The organism is Serratia proteamaculans, from assembly GCF_949794035.1.
GTDB classification, from domain to species: domain Bacteria; phylum Pseudomonadota; class Gammaproteobacteria; order Enterobacterales; family Enterobacteriaceae; genus Serratia; species Serratia proteamaculans.
This window is the reverse complement of record NZ_OX461105.1, coordinates 5146414-5159701: the sequence shown is the minus strand read 5'-3', so window position 1 is coordinate 5159701 and position 13288 is coordinate 5146414. Positions and strand designations below refer to the sequence as shown.

Genomic DNA, 13288 nt, shown 5'->3' with positions numbered 1-13288 from the left:
GAATGATTACGGGCTCGGCATGTGTGTAGGGGCTCAGCATGCTGAGCCCTGTTACCTTAATGCCCCAGCAGTAACCGTTTGCCGACATCCCCGCCTGGGTGTACCGCCAGCAGCGTTTCTTTGTTGTAGCCACTGCGTTCCATCAAACAGGCACAGGCCGCGTCGAAAATCGCCAATACCAGAACGATAGAGGTGGTTGCCAGCATATTCAGCGGATCTATCTCATTTTCCACCCCGGTGCGGATCACCAACTCTGCCGCCTGGGCGATTGCCGAATCCGGATTTTCCGTCACGCCAATCAAGGGCACGCCCTTGGCCTGCAGCGTCGGTAGCAGCCGGGTCAACTCGTCAGAATTACCGCCGCGCGAAATCAGAATCATCAGGTCATCGCCGCGCAGAAAGCCCAGATCGCCGTGCGCCGCATCGGTGGCGTTCAGGTAGATGGCCGGCCGCTCCACGCAGGCCAGCATATGGGCAATCTTGCGGGCTGCGATGCCGGAGGTACCGACGCCGGTGACCACAATCTTGCCCCGACACTCCGCCAACCGGGTCAGCAGCCGCTGCCAGGTCTGCGCGTCGATGCGTTGACCCAACTGGGCCAACTCCCGGCTGTAGACCGCCCAGGCCTGTGTGGCTCGCTGCCATTCCTGCTGCATCAGGCTTCCTCCTGCATCAGTTGGCGGTATTTCATGTGGTCGTTATACAGCTCATGGAACACGCGGTATTTACGATCGTAATAGCGCTTGATCTTGTTGGTCTGCGGCGTCACGGTTTTGCCGATGCGGCTCATGGCGCTCATCGCTTCCGGCAGGGTTTCGAACACTCCGGCCGCCACGGTGCCCATCATCGCGCCGCCCAACAGCATTGCCTCGCTCTCTTCCGGCAGCAGCATGGCACAGCCGGTGGCGTTGGCATGTTCCTGCACGAAAATCGGGTTCTTGGTGCCGCCGCCGCTGGCCATGATGGTATCAATGCTGTAACCGCTTTGGTTCATGGTTTCGATAATATGGCGGGTGCCGAGCGCGATGGCCTGGATGGTCGCCAGATAGTGCAGCGCCATGTCTTCCGGGGTGCGTGACAGCTTCAGCCCGGTCAGGGTGCCGGTCAGCGTCGGGTTGGCGCGCGGCGAGCGGTTGCCGTGGAAATACGGCAGCATATGAATGTCTTTGGTCAGGTAGGCGATGTCCTCCGGCTCACCCGCCATACGACGCAGCAGGGCGTTCAGCACTTCATAGATGGTCAGGCCCTGCGTTTTTGCCTGCGCCAGCAACTCCTGATAACAAGGGTGCGATTGGATCATGTGGTCAATCAGTGCACCGGTGGCGGACTGGCCGCCTTCGTTCAGCCAGTATTCCGGCAGAATGGCCGAGTAATACGGCCCCCACACGCCGGGGATAAAGCGTGCGGTGCGCGACATCGCCATATGTCCGGTGGAGGTGCCGCCGATCAGCGCGACGCGGCGATTAAAGTCCGCCACTTCACCGGAAACCCCGGTGGCACCCAGCGTGCCGAGGGTACCGGCGTGGGCATCAATGATCGACACGCTGACCGCGGTACCGGCAATCAATCCCATCTCACTGGCGGCGCGCTGGGTGAGGCCGTGTCCGAGCGGTTCACCCATCATTTTGACGTCGCTGCCGATCTTGGCGGCATCGTGTTCCAGCACCTCTTCCAGCCCAATCTGTTTGAAATAGCTCTTGTCCCAGCGTTGTTCATGGCCGAGATAAGTCCATTTGCACACCGTCGAACACAACGAACGGGTGGCGTCCTGAGTGGCGCGCCAGGTCAGAAAGTCCGGCAGGTCAAACAGGTAACCGGCATTGGCCCAGGTGGTCGGCATATGCTGCTTCAGCCACAGCATTTTGGGGGTCTGCATTTCCGGCGAGATGATGCCGCCGACGAAATCCAGTACCCGGTGTTTGGTGGCATTTATGCGCTCGGCCTGGGTGATCGCCCGGTGATCCATCCACACGATAATGTTCTGCTCGGTACGGCCGGAAGGGCTGACGGTCAACGGCTTACCCTCTTTGTCCAGCACCACCAGGGAGCAGGTGGCGTCAAAGCCCAGCCCTTTGACCTGGATCGGGTTGATGTCGGCCTGATTGACCGCATCACGTACTGCGTTGCACACCGCCTGCCAGATATTGTCCGAGGACTGTTCAACAAAGTCGGCCTTCGGGCGGTACAGATCGATGGTTCGGCTGGCCTGTCCGACCATGTGGCCGTTGAGATCGAATACCCCTGCGCGCGCACTCCCGGTGCCTACATCTACGCCAATAAAATAGCTCGCCATTATTTTTCTCCAGTCAGGCTTTTCGATTCTGTAATGCGATAAACAAGATCAGCACCGCACCCCACAGGGCCATGGTCAGATAGCTGCTGACGCCCAGCAGGTTGAGGCCGCTCTCCAGCATTTGCAGCACAATCAGTGCCAGCACCAGCCCGAGCACCCGGCCAAATCCGCCATCCGGGTTAATCCCCCCCAGCACCGAGGCCAGAATGGTCACCAGCAGATAGGATTCGCCGTAGCCAGCCTTGGCCGAGTTGAATTTGGCCATCATCAGCAGTGCGGCACCCCAGCCGAGCAGGGCCGACAGGATATACACCGCGATTTGCACCCGGGCGGTGTTCACCCCGCTGAAACGGGTGGCCTGCTCGTTGGAGCCGACCAGATACAGGCTACGTCCCAGCGTGGTGTGCTCCAGCAGCAGCCACAGGCTCACCGAGACCAGCAGGAACAGCAGCAGTGCCACCGGAATGCCGAGCAGGCTGCCGTTGCCGAGATACTGAATGGCCGCCGGGAAACCGGAGATCACCGCGCCGTTGGACAGCAGAATGTTCAGGCCGGTGATCAGCGTCATGGTGCCGAGTGTGGCAAGGATCGGCGAAACGCCGACCCAGGCGACCAGCACGCCGTTAAGCGCGCCAATGGCGACGGCGACGAGTAACCCGGCCAGCAGCGCCAGCACCAGAAACAGCGGTTGATCCGGGTGGCTGACGATAACGGCCGCCATCACTAGCGAGCAGGCGTTGGCCCCGGCGATAATCGACAGATTGATACCGCCGGTCAGCATGGTAATACCCATGCCCAGCGCCAACATGCCGAGGATCGGCAATTGCGAGGCGATCGACTGGAAATTACCGAGGCTGAAGAAACGCGATCCAAGCAGCCCGGCGAACAGCAGCGCCACGATGATAATGATCGCGCTTTGCAGGCGGATGATCCGATCGTTTGGGATCAGGTGGGTTAACTGGATCATGTTATAGCTCCTTGGCCAGCTTGCGTTTTTCATTCCAGGCGGTGCTGCTGATGCTGATCAAAATGATCGCGCCGCTGAATACCTGGTGCCAATAGGCCGATACGCTAAGCAGCGTCAGACCGTTCTGCAGGAAGGCAAGCAGCACCACACCCAGCAGCGTACCGGTCAGCGAGCCGCGGCCGCCGGTCATGCTGGTGCCGCCCAGTACCACCGCCGCCAGTACCGTCAGTTCGAAGCCGAGCAGCGAATTGGGGGCCACCGACTGAGTGATCTGCGCCTGTACCACCGCGGCAATGCCAGCCAGAATGCCCATGTAACCGTAAACGTAGAAGTGCAGCCGCAGCAGGTTCAGCCCCAGGCGCGACGCCGCATCGCGGTTACCGCCCATGGCAAAAATCTGGCGGCCGAGACGCGTGAAGTTCATCAGCACGCCGGTGACGATAATCACTGCCAGCAGGCACAGCAGCGGCAGCGTCAAGCCGTAGTCATAGCCATCAGTGCCCTGGAACGAGAACCAACTGATGCCGTCCATAAACCAATCGGGGAATCCATACAGCCAGGTGCCGTTGGTGGCGTACACCAGCAGGCCGTAGAACAGGTTCAGCGTGGCGATGGTGATGATGATCGCCGGCACTTTCAGCCAGTAGACCAGAAAACCGTTCACCAATCCGAGCAGCAGACCGACGCCCATTGCCAGAACGAACGCCAGCGGGAAACCGCCGCCGTGCTGGATCACCCAACTGGCCATCACGTACTGGGCGATAGCGGTGATCGCCGGGAACGAAATGTCGATACCGCCGGCAATCAGCACCACGAACAGGCCGCAGGCGAGAATGCCGAGAATGGCGTAGCTGGTGGCCACATCGGTCAGGTTGCCCAGCGTCAGAAATTCGCTGGTGCTGACGCTCAGGCCGATGGCCAGCAGCAACACCAGCAGGCCAAGGTAAAACTCATGCCGCCCGGCCAGGCGGGCCAGTAATGACTTATCCATTCACCACCTCGGCGATCTGTTGTTCGGTACTGTGGTGCGGCGAAAACTCGGCGATCAACTCGCCTTTGCGCATCACCATCACCCGATGGCTGTTGTAATAGGCTTCCGGGATCTCGTCGCAGATCATCAACACCGCCATGCCGAGTGCCGCCAGATCTTTGGCGATCTGGTAGATCCCCTCTTTGTTGGCGATATCTACCCCAACGGTCGGCGAGTCGAGGATCAGGATCTTCGGCTGCGTCGCTACCCATTTGGCGATGGCGATACGCTGGGCGTTGCCGCCGGACAGGGTTTTGACCGGCAGCGCGCTGTCGGACACCTTGATGTTCAGATCGCGGATCAGCCGGTTAACCAACCCGGCGGCTTTGGCATGATCCAGCAGCCCGAGCGGGGTATGCAGTTGATCAAACACCGTGACGATGGTGTTGTCGTAGATCGACTGCTCCATGATCAATCCCTGCGTCAGACGATCCTCCGACACATAGCCGATGCCCTGGCGCACCGCTTCGCGGTTGTTGTGCAGCCGTACCGGTTGGCCGTCGATCCTGATCTCACCGCTGTCTGGCCGGGTCATGCCGAACAGGCTGAGGCACAGCTCGGTGCGCCCTGCGCCAAGCAACCCGACGATCGAAACGATCTCGCCGCCGTGCAGGGAAAGATTGATGTCCTGATATTTGCCACGTCGGCTGAGATTGCGCACTTCGAGTCGCGGCGCACCGTCGGCTTCTGCCCGTGGGGGTAACTGGCTGTAGTGAAAGCGTTGGCCCGTCATCAGGAACGCCAGTTCATGACTGTCCAGCTCACTTGCCGGGTAAGTGCCGACCAGCTTGCCGTCGCGCATCACGCTGATGCGGTCGGCGACTTCCATCACTTCATCCAGCCGGTGGCTGACAAACACCACGCAGATGCCCGCCGCTTTCAGTTCGTTGACCACCCGCAGCAGGCCGTTGACCTCCTGACGCGTCAGCGAGGCGGTAGGTTCATCCATGATCACCAGCCGCGCTTCGGCGGCAATGGCGCGGCAAATCGCCACCAGTTGCCGATCGGCAATCGACAGCTTTTCGACTTTCTTGTCGGGATCGATATGCACGCCGACGCGCGCCATGGCGTCCAGTGCCGTCTGACGCATTACCCGCTTGCGTACCCAGAAATGGCCGCCGGGCAGGTAGCGGTGAATGGCGATATTTTCCGCCACCGTCAGATTGGGGAATAAAGACAGATCCTGATAAATCACCTGAATGCCGTAATAACCGGATAGCTGCGGCGTCAGGGAATGAAACAGTTTGCCTTCCAGTGAAATATTGGCGCCTTTTTCCGGCTGGTAAACGCCGGAAATAATTTTAATTATGGTGCTTTTACCACAGCCATTTTGTCCGGCCAGGCAGTGCACTTCGCCTTTATTTAGAGTCAGGTTGATCTGGTCCAGTGCCAGCACGCCTGGAAATTGTTTACTGATATTTTCCAGGCTGATAAATGCGGTGGATGTGGTCATAGCGTTAACCTGTGCAGGTTTTTATTATCGTCGGGCGCGGTGGGCTGCGCGCCGACGTTATTTAATGATTTTCCCGGTGTGGCGAAATATTACTTAAGGTTAAAAACCCAGTGATTTGGCATTATCTTTGGTAACTTCAAGAATTTTATTAAACCGAATCACTTTCTTATCCATATCGACGTCGGCTTTACCCAAACCTTCGATCGACAAATCTTTGGTCACTTCCTTGCCCTGCAACAGTTGGTCGGCGACGGTCACCAGCGCGTAGCCGGCATCTTTCGGGTCCCACAGCAGCGCTTTCTTGATGTCGCCGCGCATCAGGTAAGGTGCGGCTTGCGCCGGCATGGCAATACCCACCACGGCAATTTTGTCCTTGGCGCGCTTCTTGGCGACCGCCTGACCGGCACCGATCGGGCCGAGGGAGCCGAAACCGATAATGCCTTTCATCTGCGGATAGGTTTTCATCAAATCCAGCGTAGTGGCGTAGGATTTATCGATACTTTCCGCCACCGGCAGGCGCGAAGTCACTTCGAACATGTCCGGGTATTTGGCTTTCTGGTACTTGATGGCGGAATCCGCCCAGGCGTTGTGCAGCGGCACGGTCAGCGAGCCGACGTAAATGGCATAGCCACCTTTGCCGCCCATGTCTTTTGCCAGCTCATCGACGTTGGCCTGCGCATACTTCTCGCTGTCGATGGTTTCAATGTCCCACTGGCCAATCTGCTGGTCCGGGGATTCATGGGTCAGTACCACGATGCCTTTCTCGCGGGCTTTCTTCAGCACCGGTTCCAGTACCTTGGCGTCGTTAGGCACCACGATGATGGCGTTAACGTTTTTGGCGATCAGGTCTTCAATCACTTTGACCTGTGCTGCCGGGTCTGGGGTAGAAGGCCCGGTCTGGTAGGCATTAACGTCGAGCTTTTTCGCCGCTTCGTTGACGCCGACTTCCATACGGTTGAACCAGGGAATGCCGGTCACTTTGGCAACCACGGCGATCTCGTACTTTTCAGCAGCTAAGGCAGGTGTTGTTGATAACATGCACGCAGAAACCACACATGCATTTAATAATGCGAGGTTAAATTTCATTCGCTGTACCTTTTTTATCTGTAGGGGTGGTTGTTTTTCCACCTGAGCAGATTACAAAGGAAAGGAAGAGGGGGCGTAACCCGAATTTGAAAACTGTGAGCTGTGCACATTGAGGTAAAATTATAGCGGTTTTTATGTTAATTAAATGTTTAATAATTTAGGGGTGGTAATTTTACCACCTAAAATCATCAGTTAATTAACAATATAACTCATATTATTTTACATATTTGCAATGATTGGAGCGAAGGAACGTCGCTTTTTGGCGTAAAAAATGCCGGTCTGAGCGCCGGCATTGAAACATTTAAGCAATGTGTGAACAACATCACCTTATTGGGTGATTACAGCACGCCCTGCGCCAGCATGGCGTCGGCAACCTTGACGAATCCGGCAATATTGGCGCCGTGTACGTAGTGAGTTTGCTTGCCCTCACCGCCGTATTCCACGCAGGCGTGATGAATATCCGCCATGATATGTTGTAAACGTACATCCACTTTCTCCGCTCGCCAGCCGATGCGCGCGGCATTCTGCGCCATCTCCAGGCCGGAGGTCGTGACCCCACCGGCGTTGGCGGCTTTGCCAGGGGCAAACAACACGCCGGCGTCCAGGAATGCGTCTGTCGCCTGAATGGTGGTCGGCATATTGGCGCCCTCGGCCACGGCTTTTACCCCGTTACGGATCAGCATTTGGGCGGCTTCCAGATCCAGCTCGTTTTGGGTGGCGCACGGTAGGGCGATATCCACCGGGATGCTCCATGGCTGCTGACCGGCCAGATAGGTCAGGCCGCGCTCGCGGGCGTAATCTTCCACCCGGCCATAGCGCTGATTCTTGATCTCCACCAAATGGGCCAGTTTTTCAGTGGTGAAACCGGCTTCGTCGACCAGGGTGCCGCCGGAGTCAGACACGGTGATGACGCGCGCATCCAGCTCAAGCGCTTTCTCAATGGTGTACTGCGCCACATTGCCTGATCCGGATACCGCCACCCGCATGCCTTCAAAGCCTAATCCGTGACGCTGCAGCATGGCGTCGGTGAAGTACACCAGGCCATAGCCGGTGGCTTCCGGGCGGATCAAACTGCCACCGAATGACAACCCCTTGCCGGTAAACACGCAGGCGGTGTTGTTGGACAGCTTCTTCATCATGCCGCTCATAAAGCCGACCTCACGACCGCCAACGCCGATATCTCCGGCGGGCACGTCGGTGTCTGGCCCCAGATGGCGGTACAACTCGGTCATCAGCGACTGGCAGAAACGCATGATCTCCGCCTGGCTTTTGCCTTTCGGATCAAAGTCCGAACCGCCTTTCCCGCCGCCGATTGGCAATGTGGTCAGTGCATTTTTGAAGGTTTGTTCAAAACCGAGGAATTTCAGGATCGATAAATTGACCGACGGGTGAAAACGCATGCCACCTTTATAGGGCCCAATGGCGGAGTTGAACTGCACGCGCCAGGCGCGGTTAACCTGTACCTGGCCGCGATCGTCCACCCAACTGACCCGGAACTGAATGGTGCGTTCCGGCTCAACCAAGCGCTCCAGCAGGGCGTATTCACGATAACGCGGGTTGCGCTCGATAAACGGCCACAGCGAGGTGAAGACTTCTCTGACCGCCTGTAAAAATTCTGGCTGATGAGGATTATGCTGTTGTAGTGAGGACAAGAATGATTCTACCGATAAGGCATGTTCCATGGATAACTCCTTTATACCCGTCGCCTTTCAGGCTGTAGCGTTGTTATTCACGGCCTAGCTACAGCCTGAAATTCATAGGGTAATATTGTTGAATTCCCCCACTATTTTTATAGATATTGGTATGGGTAAAGCGTGGGGAATGATGTTGTGTCTTTAGCGACTATATCACTGGAGGGCGGTTGATTATCAAGCGATTAATGATGGCGGAAGAACGAAAAACGCCCGCGGCTGCGGGCGTTGGGGACTAATGTTAGTGGGCGCTTACTTAATCTTCAGCTTTTTCTTCTTCGTCACGTAGCGGCACGATCAGCATGTCGATATGCACGGTGTTGATCAACTGGCGTGCGGAGGACATCAGCTTGCTCCAGAAATCCTGGTGGTGGCCGCACAGGACCAGGTCCATATCGTATTTCTTGATAGCATCGACCAGCACCTGCGCCAAATCGCCGCTGCCGCTCAGGGTTTCGGTAATCGGATAGCCGGCGTTTTGTGACAGTTCGGTCAAGGCGTGATGCGTTTCTTCCGAGATACGTTTTTGCATATCGCCGAGATTAACGTCGATCAGGCCGGTATACAGGTCGGAATAGTTAACATCTACGTGGATCAGGGAAACTTTGGCGTTGTACGGACGCGCCATAGATACGGCTTTTTCTACCAGAATTTTGCTTTCCGGGGATAGGTCTACCGCGATCAGAATGTGTTTGTAAGCCATGAGAATACTCCTTCCATATAATGCCGATTAAAAGTTAGCAGGCATCAGCGTACCAGCCTGGCGCTTTAGGTTTCATTTTATCATTCAGATAACATAATGATATGTTGGGGCGATCACACTGCACCGCATCAAAAAATCTCTTTATCGCTACTCTGTCAGTTTTACACCCGCCCGGCAGAAAATCCTATCGCCCGTGGTGCTATTGGCAGGTTGACCGATTGAAATATAAGCATTCTTAAACAGAGTATAGTCCCAAATAGCCCATTGGGCAGGGGAAAAGGCCGTCAGCCATCAGTCAGGGCGGGAATCAGATATAACCAATCGATAGATGACAAATTGGCGGGTTACGGTAAATTTTATCTACTGCTCAGGCCAGTTGCGTTTCAATAACCTACAATAATGAATATGGGCCTTATCATTACTCCTCTGAGCCAAACCTGCGAGATGTGCATCTGCATAACGATGGGTGACCTCCAGAGGCAGTGGGTTTTGCGCGGCCTGTGCGGTGCCAAGGGGATCGGAGCGGTAGGCTCCCGCAGTAATGGTATAGAGGTAGGGCAGTTGGACCCGGCGGAGCGCCGTGGATAACAACGCCTTGAGGAGGCAATCATGATCAGTACCGTCGCGCTGTTTTGGGCTCTGTGTGTGGTGTGTGTGTTAAACATGGTGCGGTATTACTCTTCTCTGCGCGCGCTGTTAGTGGTTTTGCGCGGCTGCGACCCGCTGCTGTATCAGTATGTCGACGGCGGTGGTTTCTTTACCGCCCACGGTCAGCCGAGTAAACAGATACGGCTGGTGCGCTATATCTTCTCGCAGCGCTATACAGAACATCACGATCCGGAGTTTATTCGCCGCTGTGAGCGGTTACGCGGGCAGTTTATGCTGACCTCCGCGCTGTGTGGACTGGTGGTGATCAGCCTACTGGCGTTGATGATTTGGTATTAAATCCGGCCGGTTTTGCCGACGACAGACAAAGAAAAGGCGGCCACCAGGGCCGCCTTTCACATGGAGCGAGCTGCTTAAATCACTTTAAGCGCCAACCAGTACAGCGAACCGGAAAGTAGAATCGAGATTGGCAGGGTCAATAACCAGGCCAACAGGATGTTCTTCACGGTTTTACTCTGCACACCGCCGCCGTCCACAATCATCGTCCCGGCGACTGCCGAAGAGAGGACGTGGGTGGTGGAAACCGGCATACCGGTATAGCTGGCCACACCAATCGACAAGGCTGCGGTCATCTGAGCCGACACGCCCTGAGCGTAGGTCATGCCCTTCTTACCGATCTTCTCGCCAATGGTAGTCGCAACGCGCTGCCAACCCACCATAGTACCGAGTGACAACGCCAGAGCTACCGCGACGATAATCCAGATCGGTGCATACTCAACGGTTTGCAGCAGATCCTGACGCAGGTTTTTCAGGAAGCGTTGGTCCTGGCTAGAGGTTTCCGGCAGTTTGGCGACCTTGTCCGCGGTATCCGTTACGCACATCAGCAGGCGACGCAGGTGGCTGCGTTGATCTACCGTCAGTTGATCGTAACTTTGCAGGTTGTTCAGCAAACCTGAGGCAAGCTGAATCGCCGGCATGGCGCGGGCACTGTCACAATGGAACTCGACGGGTTTATCCGGCGAGACGTCCTCATCCGGGCTTGGCACCAACGGAGTCAGAGCCACCACATGTGACAGGGCGTCACTGTGCTGTTGGTAATATTGCTGCAGGTGGGCAACGGCATCACGCGTACGGGTGATGTCATAACCGGTTGCATTCATATTAAGCACGAAGCCGGCCGGAGCCACGCCGATCAGCACCAGCATAATCAGGCCGATACCTTTCTGGCCGTCGTTGGCGCCGTGCGAGAAGCTGACACCGATAGCCGACAGGATCAGTGCGATACGGGTCCAGAACGGCGGCTTGCGTTTGCCGTCGACCTTTTCACGTTCAGCAGGCGTCATGTGGATACGCTGGCGTTTCTTGGTGCCACTCCAATAGCGGCGCAAGGCAAACACCATCAACCCGGCGACCATCATGCCAACCAGCGGCGAGATGAGCAATGACAGGAAAATACCAATCATTTTCGGGACGTTAAGCGCATCCACCACCGAAGTGTGGGTCATCAGTGCGTTGGTTAAACCCACACCAATAATTGCGCCAATCAGCGTATGGGAACTGGAGGCCGGCAGACCGAAATACCAGGTGCCGAGATTCCAGATAATAGCCGCCAGCAGCATGGAAAATACCATGGCTAATCCGTGTGCTGAACTGACGTTCAACAACAGATCTGTTGGCAACAGGTGAACAATGGCGTAAGCAACACTCAAACCACCGAGCATTACGCCAAGAAAGTTGAACAAACCAGCCATCACGACCGCAAGTTGCGAGCGCATGGCACGGGTATAGATTACTGTAGCAACCGCATTGGCCGTATCATGAAAACCGTTAATGGCTTCATAAAACAACACGAACAACAATGCGAGAATTAACATCAGGCCGGTATGGAAATCCAGGCCAGCGAACAAATGCAGCATAAGCGTTACGCCAGTTTGTGGACATGAACGCCGCGCATTATCCGTGACAACCGGGGCCGGGGAAAAGGAAAATATGACGTTTTTTTGATTTAGATATGACGAAATGATGGCAGTGGTATGACAAAGATATGAAATATCAGTGCGTTATGCTGTCTTGCCCGTTGTAATATTTTCTTACTATGGTGTTGTCGGTGTCATGGCTTTACAATCTGCCGCCGTAAAGTTGCCGGTTACCGGTAGCGATTCGGCTTAATATGGCGGCCTTTTGTCGCGATTGTGATTTTTATTCAGAGAGGCGCAGGTGGAACAGTTTGATGTCGTGGTAATAGGTGCGGGCGCAGCGGGCATGTTTTGCGCGGCGCAGGCAGGGCAACTCGGTTGCCGGGTGCTGCTGCTCGACAACGGCAAAAAACCGGGCCGCAAAATCCTGATGTCCGGCGGCGGGCGCTGTAACTTTACCAATATGTACACCGAACCGGCCGCTTACCTGTCGAATAACCCGCATTTTTGTAAATCGGCACTGGCGCGTTACACCCAGTGGGATTTTATCGATCTGATCAACCGCCACGGCATTGCCTACCACGAGAAAACGCTGGGGCAACTGTTCTGCGACGACTCGGCGCAGCAGGTGGTCGAACTGCTGCTCAAAGAGTGTGAGCTGGGTCAGGTGACAACGCGCCTGCGTAGCGAAGTGCTGGGCGTCGAAAAAACCGCCGAAGGCTTCGAACTGGCACTGAATGGCGAGAAAGTGAGTGCTCGCTCACTTGTGGTGGCCAGCGGTGGTCTGTCGATGCCGGGACTGGGGGCTACGCCGTTCGGCTACAAGCTGGCGGAGCAGTTTGGCCTGAAAGTACTGCCGACGCGTGCCGCGCTGGTGCCTTTTACGCTGCATAAACCGTTGCTGGAACATCTGCAGGCCCTGTCTGGTGTCTCTGTGCCTGCGGTGATCACTGCCGAAAATGGCGTCAGCTTCCGCGAAAGCCTGCTTTTCACCCACCGTGGCCTGTCTGGTCCGGCGGTATTACAACTTTCCAGCTACTGGCAACCCGGTGAGTTTGTAAGCGTTAACTTACTTCCTGCGCTTGATCTGGCGGACTTCCTTAACGAGCAACGCCAGGCCCACCCGAATCAAAGCCTGAAAAACACCCTTGCGCTACACCTGCCGAAGCGTCTGGTGGAGTGTCTGCAGACGTTAGGGCAATTACCGGAAGTCACGCTGAAGCAGTTGAACCCGACGCAGCAGGCTGAGCTGGTAGATACTTTGCAGAATTGGCGCGTGCAGCCGAACGGCACCGAAGGCTACCGTACTGCAGAAGTGACGCTCGGCGGTGTGGATACCAAAGAGCTTTCTTCCAAGACGATGGAGGCCGCCAAGGTGCCGGGCCTGTACTTTATCGGCGAAGTGGTGGATGTGACAGGGTGGCTGGGGGGCTATAACTTCCAGTGGGCCTGGAGCTCGGCCTGGGCCTGTGCTCAGGCTTTGGCTGTGCAGGGGCAATAAAGTCCGGCGAATGGCAATGTAGATTGCGCTGGTGCCAGCCGA

The 13288-nt window shown here is 56.2% G+C and carries 11 protein-coding genes; 2 read left to right on the top strand and 9 right to left on the bottom strand.

Annotated features, from left to right (window positions below):
• Window positions 1-56: 56 nt before the first annotated feature.
• The 8 genes from QOT07_RS24025 to uspA all read right to left on the bottom strand — a co-directional run bounded on the left by QOT07_RS24025 (window position 57) and on the right by uspA (window position 9223).
• Window positions 57-656, bottom strand: coding sequence for a KpsF/GutQ family sugar-phosphate isomerase (locus QOT07_RS24025; RefSeq protein ID WP_283604068.1), 600 nt, complete (start codon window positions 654-656; stop codon window positions 57-59).
• On the bottom strand, window positions 656-2293 hold the full coding sequence (locus QOT07_RS24020) for an FGGY-family carbohydrate kinase (RefSeq protein ID WP_261427788.1): 1638 nt from the start codon (window positions 2291-2293) through the stop codon (window positions 656-658). The genes QOT07_RS24025 and QOT07_RS24020 overlap by 1 nt, the downstream gene beginning before the upstream one ends.
• 13 nt (window positions 2294-2306) lie before the next feature.
• Window positions 2307-3260, bottom strand: a complete 954-nt coding sequence (locus QOT07_RS24015; RefSeq protein WP_283604067.1) for an ABC transporter permease — start codon at window positions 3258-3260, stop codon at window positions 2307-2309.
• A 1-nt stretch (window position 3261) separates the two neighbouring features.
• Complete coding sequence (locus QOT07_RS24010; protein ID WP_099063440.1) at window positions 3262-4251, bottom strand: ABC transporter permease; 990 nt, start codon at window positions 4249-4251, stop codon at window positions 3262-3264.
• Entirely contained in the window at window positions 4244-5743 is a 1500-nt protein-coding gene (locus tag QOT07_RS24005; RefSeq protein ID WP_261427786.1) for a sugar ABC transporter ATP-binding protein, read from the bottom strand. The genes QOT07_RS24010 and QOT07_RS24005 overlap by 8 nt, the downstream gene beginning before the upstream one ends.
• A 99-nt stretch (window positions 5744-5842) precedes the next feature.
• Window positions 5843-6829: an autoinducer 2 ABC transporter substrate-binding protein gene (locus QOT07_RS24000; protein ID WP_085119918.1), complete on the bottom strand. Its 987-nt coding sequence runs from the start codon at window positions 6827-6829 to the stop codon at window positions 5843-5845.
• 338 nt (window positions 6830-7167) lie between these two features.
• Window positions 7168-8511, bottom strand: coding sequence for an NADP-specific glutamate dehydrogenase (gene gdhA / locus QOT07_RS23995; RefSeq protein WP_283604066.1), 1344 nt, complete (start codon window positions 8509-8511; stop codon window positions 7168-7170).
• A 265-nt stretch (window positions 8512-8776) separates the two neighbouring features.
• Complete coding sequence (uspA, locus tag QOT07_RS23990) at window positions 8777-9223, bottom strand: universal stress protein UspA (RefSeq protein WP_044554836.1); 447 nt, start codon at window positions 9221-9223, stop codon at window positions 8777-8779.
• 609 nt (window positions 9224-9832) lie between these two features.
• On the opposite strand from uspA, the gene uspB reads away from it, so the two are divergent.
• Window positions 9833-10168: a universal stress protein UspB gene (uspB, locus tag QOT07_RS23985; RefSeq protein ID WP_283604065.1), complete on the top strand. Its 336-nt coding sequence runs from the start codon at window positions 9833-9835 to the stop codon at window positions 10166-10168.
• A gap of 74 nt (window positions 10169-10242) precedes the next feature.
• Here the strand turns inward: uspB and pitA are convergent, their stop codons facing one another.
• Window positions 10243-11745 carry an inorganic phosphate transporter PitA gene (gene pitA / locus QOT07_RS23980; protein ID WP_099063443.1) on the bottom strand — a complete coding sequence of 501 codons (1503 nt, stop codon included), beginning with the start codon at window positions 11743-11745 and terminating at the stop codon, window positions 10243-10245.
• Window positions 11746-12046: 301 nt separating this feature from the next.
• Here pitA and QOT07_RS23975 point away from each other — a divergent pair, with 301 nt between their 5' ends.
• On the top strand, window positions 12047-13246 hold the full coding sequence (locus tag QOT07_RS23975) for a BaiN/RdsA family NAD(P)/FAD-dependent oxidoreductase (protein ID WP_283604063.1): 1200 nt from the start codon (window positions 12047-12049) through the stop codon (window positions 13244-13246).
• Window positions 13247-13288 lie beyond the last annotated feature (42 nt).

What these genes read in the sequence shown, in the direction of transcription:
- uspA (WP_044554836.1), bottom strand. Translation starts at nt 9,223, where the DNA reads ATGGCTTACAAACACATTCTGATCGCGGTAGACCTATCCCCGGAAAGC.
- QOT07_RS24010 (WP_099063440.1), bottom strand. Translation starts at nt 4,251, where the DNA reads ATGGATAAGTCATTACTGGCCCGCCTGGCCGGGCGGCATGAGTTTTAC.
- QOT07_RS24015 (WP_283604067.1), bottom strand. Translation starts at nt 3,260, where the DNA reads ATGATCCAGTTAACCCACCTGATCCCAAACGATCGGATCATCCGCCTG.
- pitA (WP_099063443.1), bottom strand. Translation starts at nt 11,745, where the DNA reads ATGCTGCATTTGTTCGCTGGCCTGGATTTCCATACCGGCCTGATGTTA.
- uspB (WP_283604065.1), top strand. Translation starts at nt 9,833, where the DNA reads ATGATCAGTACCGTCGCGCTGTTTTGGGCTCTGTGTGTGGTGTGTGTG.
- QOT07_RS24025 (WP_283604068.1), bottom strand. Translation starts at nt 656, where the DNA reads ATGCAGCAGGAATGGCAGCGAGCCACACAGGCCTGGGCGGTCTACAGC.
- QOT07_RS24000 (WP_085119918.1), bottom strand. Translation starts at nt 6,829, where the DNA reads ATGAAATTTAACCTCGCATTATTAAATGCATGTGTGGTTTCTGCGTGC.
- gdhA (WP_283604066.1), bottom strand. Translation starts at nt 8,511, where the DNA reads ATGGAACATGCCTTATCGGTAGAATCATTCTTGTCCTCACTACAACAG.
- QOT07_RS24020 (WP_261427788.1), bottom strand. Translation starts at nt 2,293, where the DNA reads ATGGCGAGCTATTTTATTGGCGTAGATGTAGGCACCGGGAGTGCGCGC.
- QOT07_RS24005 (WP_261427786.1), bottom strand. Translation starts at nt 5,743, where the DNA reads ATGACCACATCCACCGCATTTATCAGCCTGGAAAATATCAGTAAACAA.